Origin of the sequence: Flavobacterium piscis (assembly GCF_031457575.1) — a bacterium.
GTDB classification, from domain to species: Bacteria; Bacteroidota; Bacteroidia; order Flavobacteriales; family Flavobacteriaceae; genus Flavobacterium; species Flavobacterium piscis_A.
Genome location: NZ_JAVDWQ010000014.1, coordinates 43,230 through 63,548 on the forward strand (window position 1 = coordinate 43,230; position 20,319 = coordinate 63,548).

General features: G+C 36.3%; 9 protein-coding genes. 3 read left to right on the forward strand and 6 right to left on the reverse strand.

From position 1 onward, the window contains the following. Positions 1–3 precede the first annotated feature (3 nt). Positions 4–1,536: a T9SS type A sorting domain-containing protein gene (locus J2W48_RS17610; RefSeq protein WP_310283008.1), complete on the reverse strand. Its 1,533-nt coding sequence runs from the start codon at positions 1,534–1,536 to the stop codon at positions 4–6. A 633-nt stretch (positions 1,537–2,169) separates the two neighbouring features. Between J2W48_RS17610 and J2W48_RS17615 the strand changes: the two genes are divergently transcribed. Then, positions 2,170–2,910, forward strand: a complete 741-nt coding sequence (locus J2W48_RS17615) for a GH12 family glycosyl hydrolase domain-containing protein (RefSeq protein ID WP_310283009.1) — start codon at positions 2,170–2,172, stop codon at positions 2,908–2,910. 96 nt (positions 2,911–3,006) lie between these two features. On the opposite strand, the gene J2W48_RS17620 is transcribed toward J2W48_RS17615, so the two are convergent. The 5 genes from J2W48_RS17620 to J2W48_RS17640 form a co-directional block, all read right to left on the reverse strand. After that, on the reverse strand, positions 3,007–4,236 hold the full coding sequence (locus tag J2W48_RS17620) for a sensor histidine kinase (protein WP_310283010.1): 1,230 nt from the start codon (positions 4,234–4,236) through the stop codon (positions 3,007–3,009). A gap of 17 nt (positions 4,237–4,253) precedes the next feature. Further along, positions 4,254–10,622: a HAMP domain-containing protein gene (locus tag J2W48_RS17625; RefSeq protein WP_310283011.1), complete on the reverse strand. Its 6,369-nt coding sequence runs from the start codon at positions 10,620–10,622 to the stop codon at positions 4,254–4,256. A gap of 55 nt (positions 10,623–10,677) precedes the next feature. After that, complete coding sequence (locus J2W48_RS17630) at positions 10,678–11,109, reverse strand: response regulator (protein ID WP_310283013.1); 432 nt, start codon at positions 11,107–11,109, stop codon at positions 10,678–10,680. After that, positions 11,106–12,554, reverse strand: coding sequence for an ATP-binding protein (locus J2W48_RS17635; protein WP_310283014.1), 1,449 nt, complete (start codon positions 12,552–12,554; stop codon positions 11,106–11,108). Before J2W48_RS17635 ends, J2W48_RS17630 begins: the two co-directional genes overlap by 4 nt. Positions 12,555–12,621: 67 nt before the next feature. After that, positions 12,622–12,999: a response regulator gene (locus tag J2W48_RS17640; RefSeq protein ID WP_310283015.1), complete on the reverse strand. Its 378-nt coding sequence runs from the start codon at positions 12,997–12,999 to the stop codon at positions 12,622–12,624. Between the two features lie 1,218 nt (positions 13,000–14,217). On the opposite strand from J2W48_RS17640, the gene J2W48_RS17645 reads away from it, so the two are divergent. Further along, the gene (locus J2W48_RS17645; RefSeq protein ID WP_310283016.1) at positions 14,218–15,288 is read left to right on the forward strand and encodes a mechanosensitive ion channel family protein; all 1,071 of its coding nucleotides are present in this window, start codon (positions 14,218–14,220) and stop codon (positions 15,286–15,288) included. A gap of 269 nt (positions 15,289–15,557) precedes the next feature. Further along, positions 15,558–19,601 (forward strand): hybrid sensor histidine kinase/response regulator transcription factor, encoded by a 4,044-nt coding sequence (locus J2W48_RS17650; RefSeq protein WP_310283017.1) that lies wholly within the window; start codon positions 15,558–15,560, stop codon positions 19,599–19,601. The last annotated feature ends 718 nt before the right edge of the window (positions 19,602–20,319 follow it).

Below are 20,319 nucleotides of genomic sequence, written 5' to 3' on the forward strand. Positions count from 1 at the left end.
TTTTTATTGTTTTATTAAGATTCGGGAATAGATCTGGCTGCCTACTGCAACCTTCACGATATACATTCCGGCTTTAAGTTTGGCTCCGTCCAGCGTGTAGTGGTGTTCTCCGGCGGTTTGCATAATGCCCGCCTCCAGGGTTATGGGTGCGGGGTTTCCGGTAAGGTCATATACGTTTACGCTTACCATGGCAGCTGTATCGAGGGTGTAGGCTATCAGGGCATCATTTACAAACGGGTTGGGGTACAGGGCAATAAACTGGTCTTTTTGCTGGCTTAGGGCCAGAAGTTCGCTATCGGTCAGTTCTTCGTCATCGCCCTCTTCCAATTGTTTCAGGATAATGCGCATCGGCGGTCCCGGCTCTTTCAATATTGGGTTATAGGTTTCGAGATTGCCTGTCAGGTAGGTCTTTTTGTTGATGGTTTTAAACTCCACCTGGGTCGACAGCACCTGCCAGTCTATGGTTTTTATGTTGGCATCGTCGCTGAAGGGCCAGTCAAAAATCATCTTCAATTGGTCAAAATACAATGTATTATCCTCCCATATTGCGGTGGACCCGGTCGTGGTTTTGTTGATTTCCCATTTGGAGTTTACCTTGTCTTTTTGTTCAGCGAACTCACACTGCAGCGGCAGCACCTGCATGATTTGTTTGCCCGACCATTCCAGTTCTATCAATTTGCCTTTCCATTTACCGTTCAGGTGTTTGGTCTTAAGTGTCTTGCCGTGAACTTGTTTGTCTTCCCATGTGCCGTTTACGATTTTGTCTTTAAGGTTTAGTCTATAGATTTGCGGTCCTGGTGTTTCGATGGTCAATTTCTCAATAACCCCTTGTGCAATGGCAGTATTTTTAGGTGTTTCTGTTTCTTTGAGTTGGTTGTCGGTTGCGGCATCTGCCTTTTCCATGTCGTGGTTGGCAATGTGTTTTAAGAGCTGCCTGCTGCCGGGGGTATTGCTTTGAGTATAATACTGGATGGCTTTTTGGGTATCTTTAGGCACTCCAAGCCCAAAATAATAGCAATTGCCCAACCAGTACTTTGCCATAGGATCAGGCGATCGTTCAAACCACGCATGTGCGGCTTCGTAGTTTTGTGGCGCCCCTAAGCCTTTTAAAGCGATGCAACCAATAAGATACCCTGCTTTTGGATGGTTGTGATCTGATGCCCGGATTAGCCAAAGGAGCGATTGGACATAATCAATCTTGCAGCCGATACCTGACTGGTAAAAAACACCAACAAGATATTGGGCTTCTGCATGTTCCCGGGAAGCTGCATGCATCATGTACCTGAAGGCTTCTTTTTCGTCTTTCTCAACGCCTAATCCGTTAAGGAGCATATTGGCCGAGAGGAATATGGACTCAGCATCTCCCTGCGCGGCACAGTCCTGCATAGCAGAATATACTTTTGCATAATCTGGTTTTGTTTTGGCAGTGCCTAATAAATACATTTGGGCCAGCTTAGTTGTTTCTGCACAATCGTTTTGTGCAAAGCCAATAAGGCTCGACAAACAGCCAGCCAGGGCCAGTAATTTTTTTCTCATAATTTAAAAATCGTCAATAGTTTATTAAATGGTTTCTTGTTAAACAAATATAACAAGAGAGCAGGGTTGGATAAGGGCTTTTTGTATCGAATGACGGTACCAATTGTTGCATTGCTGTAAAAAGCTGATTCTTTTTTCATTTTACTGGTTTAACTTAAAAATGAAAAACAAAAAATCTAATCGAACTAATCTCAATAAGTATGAGTCTCAATAAATAGCCCTAAAAAGGAATTATTTCTCATTTAGCAGATTAAAATTTAAAAAATACTTTGGAGTAATTTGATAAAATATGTATCTAATAATATCGTAAAAATCCAGCAAGTAGAAAATTCTTAAATCCCTTAAATTCTTAAAAATTTTTATATTAATCCGATATTGAAAGCATAATTATACTTGTTAAGGATAAATCTCTACTATGTTAGTTTCCATACAAATTACGAATTTCTCTTTTTTTTATTTTAATTATGGTCATTTTTACCATAACTAAATGAAATTATTGTCTTTTAAAATGAAATAATTAATTTTTTATGATAATAATTTAAAAATTACAATTTATTTAAGATTTATTTACATAAATATTTAATTATCAGTATCTTAGTGATAACTATTATTAACTATTAAAACCACATTATTATGAAAAAAACAATTTTATTTGCTGCATTATGCGCTATGTTTATCAGTTGCGAGGCAACCGATAGTAACACCGAGCCTGAAGTTAAGGCAAACTGGTCATCATCTGCTCAGTACGGCAATTGGTCAAATGGAGGCTATACGGTCTACAACAATATCTGGGGGGCTGGTGCAGGCGGCCAGTCTATCTGGGCAAACAATTACAGTCAATGGGGAGTTTGGGCTAATCATCCTAATAGCGGAGGTATTAAATCCTATCCTAACTCTACCAAATATATTGGTAAAGCCCTTAGTACAATTAATACACTTAGTACTAGTTTTAACGCCACTACTCCTGCCGGGGGTGCGTGGGTATCCAGTTATGATATCTGGGATAGTGCTAAATCTCATGAAATAATGCTATGGATGAATTATACCGGCAATGTAAAACCTATTTCATACAATTATTCAGCTACCGGGGCTGCAATTGCTGTTTTTACCAATCAAAATATTGGTGGTCATACTTGGAATGTGTACAGGGGCCATAATGGTGGGAACAATGTATATTCATTTTTACGTACATCAAAAACAAACAGCGGTACTATCGACGCCAAAGCCATTTTAAACTGGATAAGATCCAAAGGATGGTTTGGGGATATTAATGTTGGTGATGTACAATTTGGATTTGAAATTACCTCGTCTTACGGTACAAACGGAAACGGATTAAATTTTACCTGCAACAGTTATTCCGTTACCAGCAACTAATTTTTGTCAAAATTAAATACAAAAACAGACCTATTATTTGGGTCTGTTTTTATTTTAATTAATACTACATTAAATCATATATGATTTACCTATAGATCAATAAGGAATATAAATATTAAAAGTAGCCCCTTTCAAAGGTTCACTGACAGCATCTACATAACCATAGTGATTTTCTACTATTTTCTTGACAATAGCAAGGCCTATTCCGGTTCCTTCATATATTTCCCTTCCGTGCAATCTCTGGAAAACCCCAAATATTTTTTCGCTATGTTCCGGCTCAAATCCTATGCCGTTGTCCCGAAACATAATATGGCAGTAATTCTCTGTCGGGATTAATTTTTCATTTTGTAATTCGGATCCGCTAACAATCCTACTTGTAATTTCTATTGAAGGAGTAACGTCTTTTCTACTAAATTTTAATGCATTATTGATAAGGTTTTCGATAAGCTGGACAAAAAGAAAAGGTATAATTTTAACATCTCCATGTAAATCTGTAGAGATAACGGCATTCTTTTCCTTAATATTTTCGCGTAAGGCGTCCTTTACACTTTCAACAATTTTGTTAAGGTCTGTGTTTTCATATCTTCGGTCCACTGTATTTGTGCGTGAAAAAGCCAGCAAATCGTTAATGAGTTCGCGCATTCTGTTGGTAGAATAAAGTATTCTTTCAAATTTAGCTTTACCATCAGGACTCAGATTAGGATATTCATTACTGAGTAGTATGTTAGTAAAAGTTTGTATTTTTCGCAGTGGCTCCTGCAAATCATGGCTTGCAATATATGTGAAGGCGTCCAGTTCGCTATTTTTCTTTTTGAGTTCAATAGCATGTTTCTCTATGGCCAGATATTGTTGGGCGAGTTCTTCATTTGCTTTTGTAATCTTAGCATTTAATGTATTTGCCTCTTCTTCTTTAATTCGCAGTTCCCTGTTTTTTTTATAGAGCTCTGAAAACACCATTACTTTTGCCTGCAGTATTTCGGCAGATAAAGGTTTGATCATATAATCTACCGCACCGGATTGATATCCTTTAAAAATATAATCTGTGGTGTTCATATTGGCCGTTAAAAAAATAATAGGGACATGTTTGAGTTTTTCGCTTTGGCGAATCAATTCAGCTGTTTCAAAACCGTCCATAAGTGGCATTTGCACATCCATCAGAATAATGGCAAAATCCTGATTTTTTAAAAGTATTCGTAAGGCATCTTTACCTGATGCGGCTTCCACAAAGTCATAACCTTGGTCTGCAAGGATAATCTGTAAAGAAAGAAGGTTTTCTTTCTTATCATCAACCATTAAAATTTTTACCGGATGTTCTTCCATCTGCATTTTTCATTATGAAATTATTATTTGAGCCATACGCGCATTAAAGATGACAACTGTTCAACATTGACCGGTTTTGTAATATAATCTGATGCCCCGGATTCTATACAGCGCTGTCTGTCGCCCTTCATGGCTTTAGCTGTAACCGCAATGATGGTAAGATCTTTGTGTTTGGCTTTTTTTCTGATAATTTTCATCGTTTCATAACCATCCAGTTCAGGCATCATAATGTCCATCAGAACAATATCAATTTTTGGGTTCTCATTAAGGATTTCTATAGCCTCATGACCGCTTTCTGCACTTATTACATCTAATCCAAATCGCTCCAGTGCTGTCGTTAAGGCAAATAAATTTCGGACATCATCATCTACAAGCAGTACTTTTTTGTTTATAAGTACATCTTCTTTCAAATAATAAGTCTCTATTCTTTCTCTCATGCTGTCTGGTAATTCCTTATGGACCCTATGCATGAATAATGCAGTCTGATCTACCAGTTCATCAAGAGAGGTACTGCTTTTAGTAATGATGCTGTGGGCAAATCTATTTAGTCTGGTACGTTGTTTTTTATTGACATCTCCGGCAGAATGAATAATAATGGCTGTTTCCTGTCCTGCAATATTATTTTCCAGATCATTAATAATGTCAAGGCCTTCGGCATCCGGAAGTTTTAAATCAAGGATGATACAGTCAAAAGATTTCTCAGTTATCAGCATCACAGCTTCTTTAGCCGTTTTAGCACTGTGAATAGTGATATCAGAGCCGTTTACAGCTTCTAATATTCGATTCAAATCAGATTCATTATCGTCTACAACGAGTAAGTTTTTTATCTTTTTAAATTCATGAATATCATTAAAAAGGGATGTTAACGATTCATTTGTAACCGGTTTAAGAAGGAAGTTTCTCGCTCCGCGTTTTAATCCCTTGTTTCTTTCGTCCTCGCCTGAAATAATGTATACAGGAATATGACGAAGTGTAAAATCAGTTTTTAACCGGTCTAATATTTTCCATCCGCTTGTATCCGGCATGTTTAAATCCATGGTTATAGCGTGTGGCTGGAATTGATTAATAAAATCAATAACATCGTTCCCTTTTGTGGTAACAATTGCCTTAATACCATGTTGATGTGCCTGTTCCAGCATTATCCTGGCAAAGATTAAATTATCTTCGGCAATCAACAGTATTTTGTCATCCGGTTTAATATCGGTACGGTCATCACCAATTTCATCTGCAAAAAATAAATCAATATCCGATCTGTTGAAATTAGATGACGGGAGTGATTTTAAACGGCTTTTTCCAGTATCAATTATATTGCTTTCTTCATTGACATCCATATTTTCAATTTCAGGAATGTGTACAAATTTCAAAGGAAGATACAGGGTAAATTTACTACCAACATCAGTATCACTTTCCAATTCGATGCTTCCCCCCAGTAAGTCTGAAAGCCCACGGCTGATAGATAATCCCAAACCTGTTCCTCCATATTTACGGCTGGTTGATCCCTCTGCCTGCTGAAAAGCTTCAAATATAATGTTTTGTTTTTCTTTTGAAATACCAATACCGGTATCCGAAATTTCAAAAGCGATAACCGCTTCAGCATTGTCTAAACTGTTATTTTTGGTTTTCCAATTGTTGTTGGCCTTATAGATATTCAGTCTTACTTCACCTTTTTCGGTAAATTTGAATGAATTGGATAACAGGTTTTTCAAAATCTGATTCAGTCTTTGCGAATCGGTTTCCATCAATTCAGGAAGATTGTCATCCATATTGATTTGGAAACGCAGATGTTTAGCCTGCGATATAGGGTTGAAGGTCGACTCCACAAATCGACTGATTTCTGCAAAACGGATTGGGTTGTAATCGACAGAAATATAACCGGATTCAATTTTGGAAAGATCCAGAATATCATTAATTAACTGAATCAGGTCATCACCACAAGCGTTGATGGTTTTAGCAAACTGAATTTGTTTTTCGGATAAATTTCCGTCACGGTTGGCAATTAATTCATTAGCCAGAATCTGCAGACTGTTCAGCGGAGTTCGTAGCTCGTGTGACATATTGGCCAGGAATTCCGATTTGTATTTTGAAGTAAGGGTCAACTGATCTGCTTTTTCCTCAAGGGCTTTTCTGGCCACCTCAACCTCCTGGTTTTTCAATTCTACTTCTTCTTTCTGGTTGGCTAAAAGGAATGCTTTTTCTTCCAGTTCCTCGTTGGTATTTTTCAGTACTTCCTGTTGGCTTTTTAACTCTCCGGCAAGCGATTGTGATTGTACCAGCAATTCTTCTGTTCTTGAATTCGATTCAATGGTATTCAATACAATTCCGATACTTTCTGTTAAACCTTCCAGGAAATCAAGATGCGTCTGGCTAAAGGTATCCAGGGAAGCCAATTCAATTACAGCTTTAAGTTGTCCTTCAAATAAGACGGGTAAAATAATAACATCTTTTGGTTTGGCATCTCCCAAACCTGAATTGATTCTGATATAATCTTTCGGAACATTGCTCAAAATAATCCTTTCCTTTTCAACAGCAACCTGACCAATCAATCCTTCACCCATGGCATATTGGGTAGGGGAGTTCTTCCTTTTGATATAGGCATAGGAAGCGATGAGGTTCAGTTTGGAGTCCATAAATTCTTCATCTTCCTGCAGAATGTAAAACAGTCCGTGTTGTGCTGTTACTACTGTTGCCAATTCAGAGAGGATTTTTTTGGTAACCGAATTCAGTTCTTTTTGCCCCTGGAGCATTTGGGTAAATTTTGCCAAATTCGATTTCAGCCAGTCTTGTTCCTGATTACGAAGGGTAGTGGCTTTCAGGTTCGAAATCATCTGGTTGATGGTATCTTTCAAAGCTTCAACTTCACCTTTGGCTTCAACACCAATGGTCCGGGTCAAATCTCCTTGGGTTACCGCAGAAGCCACCTCAGAAATCGCACGTACCTGCGTTGTCAAATTCGCGGCAAGCTGATTTACGTTTTCCGTTAAATTTTTCCAGGTTCCTGAAGCTCCCGGTACATTGGCCTGACCTCCCAGTTTTCCTTCAGCTCCCACCTCACGTGCAACTGTAGTTACCTGATCTGAGAATGTTGCCAGCGTATCAATCATTTCATTGATCGTATCGGTTAGCTGGGCAACTTCGCCTTTGGCATCAATCGATAATTTTTGTTTCAGGTTTCCTTTCGCTACCGATGTTACCACCTTCGCAATTCCACGTACCTGGGATGTTAAATTCGAAGCCATCAAGTTAACCGAATCTGTTAAATCTTTCCACGTTCCTGCAACACCTTTTACCTCAGATTGGCCTCCCAGTTTTCCTTCGGTACCAACTTCACGCGCCACACGGGTTACCTCCGATGCAAACGAGTTCAGCTGTTCCACCATTGTATTGAAGGTATTTTTCAAATCCAAAATTTCACCTTTTACGTCAACGGTAATAGGTTTCGAAAGGTCGCCATTTGCCACGGCTTTGGTAACCTCAGCAATATTACGTACCTGATCCGTTAAGTTCGATGCCATCTGGTTCACGGAATCCGTTAAATCTTTCCACGTTCCTGCAACACCGGGAACGAACGCTTGTCCACCAAGCTTTCCATCGGTACCCACCTCACGTGCCACACGGGTTACCTCGGATGCGAAGGCACGGAGCTGATCCACCATCGTATTTACGGTTTCTTTTAATTGGAGGATTTCTCCACGAACGTCAGCAGTAATTTTTTTCGACATATCTCCATTCGCCACCGCAATGGTTACTTCGGCAATATTACGCACCTGAGTTGTTAAGTTACCCGCCATTTGGTTCACGGAATCTGTTAAATCTTTCCAGGTTCCGGCAACTCCGGGTACATTGGCCTGACCTCCCAGTTTTCCTTCTGTACCCACCTCACGCGCCACACGGGTTACCTCGGATGCAAACTCACGAAGCTGGTCTACCATCGTATTCAGGGTTTCTTTCAATTGGAGAATTTCTCCGCGAACGTCAACGGTAATTTTTCGGGACATATCGCCATTTGCTACGGCAATCGCCACATCGGCAATATTACGTACCTGAGCGGTAAGATTACCTGCCATTTGGTTCACGGAATCTGTTAAATCTTTCCAGGTTCCGGCAACTCCCGGTACATTGGCCTGACCTCCCAGTTTTCCTTCTGTACCCACCTCACGTGAAACCCTTGTTACCTCCGAAGCAAAGCCCCGAAGCTGATCCACCATGGTATTAATTGTATTTTTAAGTTCCAGGATTTCTCCTTTTACGTCTACAGTAATTTGCAACGATAAATCTCCCTTTGCCACGGCTGTTGTTACCTCGGCAATGTTACGTACTTGTCCGGTAAGATTCGATGCCATCTGGTTTACCGAATCCGTTAAATCTTTCCAGGTTCCACCAACACCTTCTACCTGTGCCTGTCCGCCCAGTTTTCCTTCTGTACCAACTTCTCTTGCCACACGGGTTACTTCTGATGCAAATGAGTTCAGCTGGCCCACCATCGTATTAATGGTGTTTTTAAGTTCCAGAATTTCCCCTTTGGTATCAACCGTAATCTGGCGTGATAAATCTCCTTTAGCTACTGCTGTGGTTACCTCAGCGATATTACGTACCTGTCCTGTTAAATTTGATGCCATTTGGTTCACGGAATCTGTTAAATCCTTCCAGGTTCCACCAACCCCTTTTACTTTCGCCTGACCTCCCAGTTTTCCTTCGGTTCCTACCTCAAGTGCCACACGCGTAACTTCGGATGAAAAGGAATTCAGCTGATCCACCATCGTATTTATGGTTTTCTTCAACTCCAGGATTTCCCCTTCGGCTACAGCCGTAATTTTTTTCGATAAATCGCCATTTGCCACTGCGGTTGTTACCTCGGCGATGTTACGTACCTGACCGGTTAAATTCGATGCCATTTGGTTAACGGAATCGGTTAAATCCTTCCAGGTTCCACCAACTCCTTTTACTTTCGCCTGACCTCCCAGTTTTCCTTCTGAACCTACCTCACGTGCCACACGGGTAACCTCGGCACCAAAGGAGTTCAGCTGATCCACCATCGTATTAATTGTATTTTTAAGTTCCAGGATTTCTCCGGCAACGTTTACTGTAATCTTTTTAGATAAATCTCCTTTTGCTACGGCGGTTGTTACTTCGGCAATATTACGTACCTGACCGGTTAAATTCGATGCCATCTGGTTTACCGAATCCGTAAGATCTTTCCAAACCCCACCAACACCACGTACTTTGGCCTGACCACCCAGTTTTCCTTCAGAACCAACCTCTACTGCGACACGCGTAACTTCTGAAGAGAAAGAGTTCAGCTGATCCACCATGGTATTAATGGTGTTTTTAAGTTCCAGGATTTCTCCTTTTACATCAACGGTAATTTTTTTCGACAAATCACCTTTGGCTACCGCTGTGGTTACATCGGCAATATTACGTACCTGACCGGTTAAGTTGGATGCCATCTGATTCACGGAATCTGTTAAATCTTTCCAGGTTCCCCCAACACCTTTTACCTGTGCCTGACCGCCTAATTTTCCTTCGGTTCCTACCTCTCTTGCCACACGCGTTACCTCAGATGAAAATGAGTTCAGCTGATCCACCATCGTATTAATGGTGTTTTTTAGTTCTAAGATTTCTCCTTTTACGTCAACGGTAATCTTTTTAGATAAATCACCTTTTGCTACCGCTGTGGTTACATCGGCAATGTTACGTACCTGTCCGGTAAGGTTACTCGCCATTTTATTTACCGAGTCGGTCAAATCTTTCCAAACTCCGCCAACACCCCGTACTTTTGCCTGACCTCCCAGTTTACCTTCAGTTCCTACCTCACGTGCCACACGGGTCACCTCCATCGAAAACAGGTTCAGCTGCTTCACCATTCCGTTTACCTCTTTTGCAATCCTGAGGAATTCTCCCTGCAGCGGGTTTCCTTCAATAGATAGTGGCATTTCCTGTGATAAATTTCCTTTTGCTACTGATGTAATTACGTGTGCAATCTCAATTGTTGGATGCACCAGATCTGAAATTAAGGTATTTACAGAATCTACGCAGGAACTCCAGGAACCTCTTGCACCATCGAGGGCTACCCTGTTTGTAAGTTTACCTTGTTTACCAATACTTTTTCCCACCTTTTGAAACTCAAAAACCATTCGTTCATTAAGATCTATAATTTCATTCAGTGTATCACAAATAGATCTTTTAGTTCCATTTTGGTCAGTAGGAAAACGCTGGGAAAAATTACCATTTTTGACCTTAATTAAAATTTTCAAAAACTCAGCATCAGTAAGTATAGGTTCTTCATTCTGATTTTTTTTGCTTTTGGACTTTTTTTCCTTCTCACCACTAATAATGGGTAAGGCAAGTAAGACCTTGTTTTTGGCAGCTTTATTGGTTTGGTTTGTGTTTTTCATGTCTTGGTAGGTTGTAAATGATAAAATCCTGTGCCTGCTAAATCAAAATTTCGGGTTATGTATTCTCGTTGTGCAATATCTTACGAAGATGAAACTGAACAAAAGCATCCATTGAGTCTGATCTTTTGGTATTGTCCGTGTAATTTAGCGGTTTTAAAATATATCCCGATATTCCTAATTCTTCTGCAGCTGATCGATCACTGCTTTCTGATGATGTGGTCATTACAAAAACTTTTATATCTTTTAAGATTTCATCTGATCTCAGGAGTTGCAAAAATTCGATGCCATTCATTCTTGGCATATTGATATCTAATAAAATAACATCAGGAATTAAAGGCATTGTTGTATCCCTGAGCATTTTAAAAGCTTCTATTCCGTTGTAAGCGGTATGTAGAATATACCCGCTTTCGATTTTTTTTAATGATCGTTCGACGCTTATAATATCAAGTTCATCGTCTTCTATAAGTAATATGGTTGGTTTTTTCATACTGTTTTGCTATTTCTCCAGGTAAAAATAAATTCGGTACCCTTACCCAGTTCTGATTTTACAATTATTGTTTCCCGTTGTTCATCAATTATTTTTTTTACGATAGCCAAACCCACTCCGGTACTTTCTATTTCATTCTTTTCCCGAAGGGTCTGAAATATTTCAAAAATTTTTTGATGGTATTCTACTGCAATGCCTATCCCGTTATCTTTTATCGAAAATTCAAAATAGTCCATTGTTTTTTTTCCGGTAATTTTAATAAATCCCGTTTCCGGCTTGGAATATTTTACGGCATTACTAATCAAATTAACAAATATCTGCTCCAGTTTAAGTCTTTCTGTGAAAATTTCCGGTAAGTTTTCAATATTAATTGTAAAATTTCTCGGCACAATAGACTCGGCTATTTCATGAACAAGTACATTGACGTCAACCAGTTCAGTTGGGGTCTTGCGGTTGATTCGCGCGTAATCCAGCAACCCGTTTATAAGCGCTTCCATACGTTGTGTTCTTTGAGGGATAATCTGCAGGTATTTTTTTAGTTGTGGGGAAAGTTCATCGGATAAATCTTCCCCGATCCAGGTTATTACGTTATGTATACCACGAATAGGGGCTTTAAGATCGTGTGAAACAACATAAGCAAACTTGTTGAGTTCTTCATTTTTGTTTTCGAGGTCATGGATATTTTTTTCCAGCTTGCCTGACATGATATTGAGTGAAGCAGACAAAGCACTTAACTCATCATTTCTGGAATCTCTGACAATGGTAAATTTACCTTTGGATATATTATCTGCCAGCCGGACCATAGAATTAATCCTGTTGGTTATCATCAGGACAATATAAAAGGTACTGCACAGACCTGTAAAAATAGTTAAACACAGAAAGATTAAGGAAAAGGTTCTGGTGCTGCTCAAAGAGTGAAGCAGCATGTCACTATGATGTTTTCTTGTCTTGTACTCAATTTTGTCAAATTTTTTGAACTTTTTGGTAATAGCATCATTTATGTTTTTCCCAACAAGTCTTTGTTTTGTATCATAAACTGTCTGGTAATATTGCGGATTGTTTTTCTGGGCGTTTATCAGATCAGCTGTTCGTACCAGCCATAAATTATGAAGGGCAGTAATTGAATCTAACAAAGATAGCTGCACAGGATTTTTGCCAATTCTTTTTTTTTGTTCCTTAAGTAAAGGGGGGACATTTTTAAGGCCATCATAATAAAAGTCTAAAAATGAGGAATCATTAGTAAGCAAATATCCACGAAGGCCACTCTGCATTTCAATTATCGCCCTGTGTGCTTTATTGGAGTTACGGATAATTTCTTCTGATTCTGATAGAAACTGCGAATTACGCTGCACTTTGATAGATAAATTATAATTACTGTACGAATCTGCAACAGACAGTAAAATTACCAATGTAAATGCTAAAAGAATTTGAGTAGATAATTTCATTGTTTTTGATTAATCCTGATACAATTTGTAATTTAAAAAATTATAACCATAATTTAAAATAAGGGATTTATGAAATATACAGACTTAAAATTTTTTTTAATTCATTAAAATCACTTGGCTTTGAAATAAAATCATGTGCGCCATTATTTTTTGCCTGACGCTTAATTTCATCAAATTGCGAAGTGGAAAAAATGATAACTGGAATATTTTTTATGATATCATTCTTTTTAATTTCAGTTAAAAATTCCATACCTGACATCACAGGCATATTTAAATCAAGAAAAATGACATCAGGGGAAATTTCTTTATGAATTAGTTTTCGCAATGCGTCTACCGGATCATTAATAGAGGTATATAAAGCACTTGAAATTGCTTGTAATGCTTCCAAAAATAATTCACAATCATCTGTATCATCGTCTATTTGTAAAATATTTTTATAAGTCATATCCGGGGCATTAAATTTTTCGAAAATTAAAAATCGTATTCTTAGCTTTATCAAAAGGAATCAGATGCAAATAAATTTTTGTCGTAATACTTACTTTGCAATCAAACTGGCTGATATAAAATGATTTTCAGGGAATTAATTACCAGATGGAAAAAGCTAAGATTCAAATGGCGCTATCAAATATAATAAATTTATTAATGACATTTTCCTGACAATGGGCTAAAAGTTAATTATAAATAACAAATATTTTACTCCTAATTTGATTGTTTATTATCTTTAATGTCGTGTAAATCAGTTATATGTGGTGTTTTTATTGCGTAAACATGAAAAACCCGTCAAATACATATGTATGAGACGGGCGTCCATAATAAACATAATCTTCCATTTTATGTTTACTTACAAAATCTTCTTATTACAGTAAAATTATATCCCTATGTTAAAGGATACATATACGCCTGTAATCTTATTTTCCTTCATATTGAAATATTTATAATTGCATAGATAACTCTAATTACGAACCTTAATTTATACAATTTTAACAACAAGTTATATAATTCACACCTGCTATATTATTTTTTAAATATAGAAAATACAAATTTAATTTAGGAATAAAAATGTTTAAAATAGGAAAATTATTAGAATTTCAGGTTTAATAATTTAAACAAAGCAGGAATTAGGGAATATTTTGGTCTCAGATATAGTTTACAACTAGGTGTTTTAGTGGATTTTGCTTTAGCTTCAAAAAAAATATTTAGCCACGAATTACATAAATTTTCACAAATTAATTTGTGGCTAATAAATAGTGATACAACCTTCCGATAGAGAAAAATATAGTGCAATTATAAGAGTTGCAGCACAAAGAGAACTTATCATGGATATTAAAACCAATTATTTTTCAAATGGCAATTGTTCCCGGTGTAAAAAAGATATTAAATTAAAATACCTTGGAATCGGTTTTTTATATATGTAACTTTGAAAAACTGATTATCGGCACACTACCATGCAATATAGTTGTGTATATAATTCGTTATTGCTATAAATCGATGGCTGTTATTAAAATAGTTATTTCATCATTGCCTGTCTCATTCTACAGGCGAATTTCGTAAAGCTTCCCGGCAACTCCATCTGATTAGTACCCCTGCGTCTCTATTATACCTCCATTTACATGGTTTTGTTTGCAGTTAATTATTTAGATAATTCAAACTTAAAACTTTTACTATGGAAAACATTTTAAATGTCACCTTTCTGGAAAACACACTTTACCAATGGATAGTTGCAGCAGCAATAATAGCAGTGGCACTATTTAGTATTAAAATATTGAAAAACGTAGTAATAAAGCGGGTAAAAAAATGGTCACTTACAACAGAAACAACGTGGGATAATTTTATTATTGCTGTTCTGGAAAGTTCTGTGATTCCTATATTATACATCAGTTCGGTATATTTTGCACTTTTAACATTAAAATTAGAGGCTGCTTTTGATAAGGTTATCCGTATAGCGTACCTGTTTTCTTTTACTTTTTTTGTGCTGAAGATCATCAGTGCCGCATTTAAAAAATTTGTATATTCTTTTATTAATCGCGGAGAAGAGATTGAAAATAAAGAAAAGCAGGCTGGAGGGCTCATTGTTATAGTAAATATTATAATATGGATTTGCGGTATTATTTTCCTTATTGACAACATGGGGTATAACGTTACAACCCTTATAGCAGGATTAGGTGTTGGTGGGATTGCCATTGCATTAGCCGCCCAGACAGTGCTGGGTGATCTTTTTAGCTATTTTGTAATTTTCTTTGACAGGCCTTTTGAAATTGGTGATTTTGTCTCTTTGGGTAGTGAAAATGGAATAATAGAATATATAGGTATCAAAACCACACGTATCCGTACTTTAAGCGGGGAGCAGCTGATATGCTCGAATACAGATCTTACCAATTCGAGGCTGCACAATTTTAAACGTATGGAAAGGAGAAGGGTAGTTTTTTCGTTGGGAGTAACCTACCAGACCACTCATGCGCAATTATCTAAAATCCCCGAAATTGTAAAAGGTATTATCATTACTCGTCCGGATCTTCAGTTTGACAGGGGACACTTTTCCGGTTATGGAGACTTCAGCCTTAATTTTGAAATTGTGTACTATGTTTTAAGCCCTGATTATAATACCTATATGGACAACCAGCAGGCTGTATATCTGGATATTTTTTCATCTTTTGAACGAGAAGGTATTGAATTTGCTTTTCCAACACAAACCCTTTTTGTAAATAAGGAAAACAGGGCTCCGGAAGTCATATAAGCAACTCTTAAATTTTTTCTGGAAATGATATCGATTTCATTTCCAGTTTCCCATCAATAATATAATACTTCCATTAAGGTAAATATCGATATGGTGAGCTTTAAATCCTATGAATTTGATATTTAATTGTATAATGGCAGATAAAGGATGAATTTTATTCATAAGGATTTAACATTTTTTCTTAAGTTATTTTTAATTAATGATAATTTTATCGCATAATTGTACTTTAAAAATAAATTGAAATCTAAATTATATAAATTGAATAAATCTTGAAGAATTTTTTTATAAATCTGGTAGCCTTAATGGGATTTTACGCACTTGTTTCCGCTCAGGAAAATCCGGTAAAATTTCTTGATATATCTGACGGGTTATCTAATAATTCAGTTACCACAATATTTCAGGATAGTGATGGTTATATGTGGTTTGGAACTTATGATGGACTGAATCGTTATGACGGATATAATTTTAAAGTTTTTCGTAATCGGATCAATGATAAAAAATCATTATTGTTTAATACGATTTATAATATCGAAGGCGATTCAAAAAAAAACATTTGGGTTGGAGGAGCAAATGGGGTTTGTATTTATAACAAAACTACAGCAACATTTCATTCTGTAAAATATACACTGTCAGATGAGAAACCAAAAGACTTAAAAGATATTATTCATCAAATACGGGCTGTTTCTGATAATCTTGTCTTAGTTGCTTCTCAGAATTTAGGTTTGATAGCTTTCGAGAATGGATTATTTGTAGGCAAACAGATTCCCTTTAAATTATTTGGAAATAAAAAAACTACTAACAATTATGATGCTGTAGCCATTCAGGATGATAAAAAAAATGCCCGCTGCTGGGTGTATATCCGGAATACAGGGGTTTGTACTTACAGTTATACTTCTAAAAGCCTGAACGTAATTTTCCCGCTTTCTTTAGAGGTAAAAACAATGAAATTGGCCTCTGATGGAAATCTTTGGCTGGGAACTGACGAAGGGCTTTTTTTGTTTAACACTAAATCAGGTTCACTGTCTGAAAATTATTTTACAAACAAATGTATTGTCAGCGATATTCATCTGGAAAAAGAAGGAGAAATTTGGCTTACAACTGACGGTTGTGGAATTTATCAGGTCATCGGAAAAGATAAAAAAGCGATTCCTTACATGACGATAAAAGATAATCAGCTTGCCAAAAGTAATTCGGTTTGGAGTTTATATAAAGACAAATCGGGAAACAAATGGTTTGGTTCTTTGCGGGGAGGAATAAGCATGCTGAGCAATACGCCTAAATATTTTAAAAGCATCAGGAATAAGGCTAAAGATCCTGCCGAAAACTTTATATTATCTTTCTGCGAAGATGAAAAAAACAATATATGGTTAGGTACAGATGGTGCAGGTTTAAAATATTGGGATCGAAAAAAGGATACTTATACCAGTTACAGTAACAAGCTTCCGAGTAATTTTATTACCGGAATTGTCCGTGATAATAATAATGACATCTGGCTTTCTACCTGGGCCGGTGGTGTAAACCGAATCAATAAAAAGAGCAATACTGTAACTCAGTTTTCATGCTATAATCCTTTTACAAAACAGAATGAGAAAAATATTTGGTTTGTTTATAAGGATTCAAAAGCTAATATTTGGGCAGGCGCGACAAACGAAGGTTCTTTGTATCTTTTTGACCGTGCTGTAAATCGTTTTGCACTTTTTGACAATACCGTTAATAATTTGCAGTGCCTGACAGAAACCAATGATGGAAAACTGTGGGGAGGAAATTATACTACATTATTTTCTATTGAAAAAGAAACCCGAAAAATCAATAAAACAATCATCGGAAACCCTATTCGATGTATTCATGAAGATAAAGATAAAAACCTTTGGCTGGGAACTCAGGAGGGAGGATTGTTATTATTTGACCGTAAAACAAATACTTTTAAAAGATTTACCACAGATGATGGTTTGCCATCCAATACCATTTTAAGATTACTCGAAGACAGAGAAGGAAACCTTTGGATGAGTACCTATAATGGTATTTGCAGATTTGATAAAAAGAGAAAAACATTTCGCAATTTTTCTGTAAATGATGGACTTCAGAGTAATCAGTTTAGTTTTAATGCCGGAATTGAATTATCAACGGGAGAATTTCTTTTTGGCGGAATAAATGGTTTTAATATTTTTTTTCCTGAAGCGATTAAAGGACCCAATCAGAAAAATAATTTATTGCTGACAGATTTTTATATAAACAACCAGCCAATTGAAGAAAGTAAGGTTGAAGTAATGTCAGCCTCAGATACAGGTAAAATAAAAGAAGTCAGACTGGCGCACGATCAGACAACCTTATCATTAGAATTTGTTGCCATTGATTACAACAATGCCGACAAGATAAATTATGCTTATTTTTTGGATGGCTGGGATGAGCAATGGAATTATGTGGGTCAGGCCCGAAAAGCAAATTATTCAAGACTGCCTGAAGGGAAATATACTTTTAAGGTGAAAACCACCAATTTTAAAGGTGGCTGGAACAAAGAAGTAAGTCTTGTTTCTATAGAAGTTTTACCGCCATGGTACAGAACCTGGTGGGCTTATTCGTTGTATTTATTGACAATTGTCGGAATCCTTTTTGCATACCTGCAATACAATAAAAACAAAGAAAGACTAAAATATAAGGTTAAAATTGCCGAACTGGAAAGCAAGAAGGAAAGAGAAATAGCCGAAAAACAATCTTCGATGTTTACCTATATATCACATGAGTTTAGAACACCGCTTTCGCTGATTATAAATCCGCTAAAAAAAGCAGTACAAAAAGAAAGTGTTCAAAATGGTTCTTCAGGAAGTGATTTGGCGATTGCACACCGAAATGCAAGAAGACTTTTGAGTCTGGTAGATCAGCTGTTACTTTTTCGTAAAGCAGAGAATGATGCCGATTCGCTTAGATTATCGACAATCAATGTCAATAATTTATGCAATGAGGTATATCAGTGTTTTGTAAATCAGGCAAAAGAAAAGAATATTCAATACAACTTTACTATTCCGGATCATGATATTATGATTATAGGAGATTATGAGAAAATTGAAATTTCGTTGTTCAATCTGATGTCGAATGCGTTTAAATATACTCATGTTGGTGGAGAAATTAATCTTATATTGACTGAAAATGAGACCGAAGTAATACTTGAAATTTTAGATAAGGGTGTCGGTATAGAGCAAAAAGACATTGAAGTTATCTTCGAAAAATTTAAGCAGATCAATTCAAAAGTTTCGGTTGGAACCGGTTTCGGAATCGGACTTTATATTGTGAAATATTTTACGGATAAACATAAAGGAACTATAAGCTGTACCAGTGAACCGGGAAAAGGAAGTGCTTTTAAATTAATATTTTTAAAAGGGAACAGCCATTTTGAAGATGTTGAAATTACGAATGATATTCCACAAAGAAGCCAGTTATTTAATGAATTGATTATTGATGATCCTGAAGAAAATAATACAGTTTCGGTTACTCCTGAAAATGATTTTCAGAACAATATGCTTACTGATAAACGTACTGTTTTAATAATTGATGATAATGTAGAAATCAGAGGATATCTGATTAAGTTGTTTTCAAAAAATCACATCGTTTACAGTGCAGAAAACGGTGAAGAAGGTTTGAAACAGACAAAAAAATACATGCCGGATCTGGTAATTAGTGATATTACGATGGAAGAGATGGATGGGCTCGAACTGTGCAGAAAAATTAAGGAAAGTGATAATTTATCTCATATTCCGGTTATTTTGCTAACAGCATCAAAGAATCCCGAAACACATCTTCAGGGAATCAGTGGCGGTGCCGATGATTATATTACAAAACCTTTTGACGACGATATTTTGGTTGCGAGAGTAGAATCTCTTTTAAGAAATCGCAGTAATCTTCGAGCCTATTTCTTAGACAGTATAACACTTAAAGAGAATACGCAAAAAGTTCCGGTAGAATATCAGGAAATCTTGAAAAGATGTATTGATATTGTCGAAGCCAATATTCATAAAAGAGATTTTGCCATCAAGAATTTTGCCATGGAAATGGGTATGAGCCACAGAACACTTTATACCAAAATAAAAATCATTTCGGGTCAGACTTTAAATGCTTTTATTCGTTCGGTTAGAATAAGAAGAGCTGCTATGCTCATGCTAACCGAAGAAATGAATATTGCCCAGGCAAGTGCTGAGGTTGGTTTTGAAGATCCTAAATATTTCAGACAGCAATTTGTAAAATTGTTTGGAATGACACCTTCTGAATATATTAAAAAATACAAAAACTCTTTCAATGCCGATTTGAATATTATAAAATAGTTTGCTCTTAATCTGTTGGGTAATTCAAACGTGGCAGGCTGAACGAAGTCGAAACCCTTTCTGTGTGAAAAGCTTTCGATCAAGTTTTTCCTAAGCGTAGCCGAATGGTTCAGGATGATATTTTTTTCGGGAAGTATAAAATCAGATTTATAAAAGCACCTTTTTTACGTCTGTAAAATCACTTATTTCTTTAAGAATTATATCATTATCAATTAACGGCATAATTAAACATAGAATTATGTTTTATGTAAAAAAAGGCTTTTATTTTTTCTGAGTCATTAATTTTAAGTCTAAAATAACTTGTAATTACCATTTTGACCTCCTTTTTTTTCCATTTTGACCCTCATCAAAATTTCAAACTAGACATTACTTTGCACTTAACAGGTAATTATGTTAGTTATGTTACTGTGTATGTTATTAAGTGTTGTTTTACGATAAGTTTTTTGTCTGTTTAAGGAATTGAGCCTTCTTTAAATGAGATAGTCAGAATTGGTTTTACTTATCTAACCCGCAGTAAAAAAAACTGCGGGTTTAAATAAAATAAATTTTAGTTTTAATTTAATGCAATTCAAAATATAAAAGAAAGTATATAATAATTAATCAAGCCCAATATGAAAATAACCCAATAATCCTTTTGCAGTTGTGTTTTCAACTCAGATTAGAGGACTGAGATAGACATAAAATTATCTGCAACCTTTAAAATTTTAAAAAAAAACCA

What these genes read in the sequence shown, in the direction of transcription:
- J2W48_RS17610 (WP_310283008.1), bottom strand. Translation starts at nt 1,536, where the DNA reads ATGAGAAAAAAATTACTGGCCCTGGCTGGCTGTTTGTCGAGCCTTATT.
- J2W48_RS17615 (WP_310283009.1), top strand. Translation starts at nt 2,170, where the DNA reads ATGAAAAAAACAATTTTATTTGCTGCATTATGCGCTATGTTTATCAGT.
- J2W48_RS17620 (WP_310283010.1), bottom strand. Translation starts at nt 4,236, where the DNA reads ATGCAGATGGAAGAACATCCGGTAAAAATTTTAATGGTTGATGATAAG.
- J2W48_RS17625 (WP_310283011.1), bottom strand. Translation starts at nt 10,622, where the DNA reads ATGAAAAACACAAACCAAACCAATAAAGCTGCCAAAAACAAGGTCTTA.
- J2W48_RS17630 (WP_310283013.1), bottom strand. Translation starts at nt 11,109, where the DNA reads ATGAAAAAACCAACCATATTACTTATAGAAGACGATGAACTTGATATT.
- J2W48_RS17635 (WP_310283014.1), bottom strand. Translation starts at nt 12,554, where the DNA reads ATGAAATTATCTACTCAAATTCTTTTAGCATTTACATTGGTAATTTTA.
- J2W48_RS17640 (WP_310283015.1), bottom strand. Translation starts at nt 12,999, where the DNA reads ATGACTTATAAAAATATTTTACAAATAGACGATGATACAGATGATTGT.
- J2W48_RS17645 (WP_310283016.1), top strand. Translation starts at nt 14,218, where the DNA reads ATGGAAAACATTTTAAATGTCACCTTTCTGGAAAACACACTTTACCAA.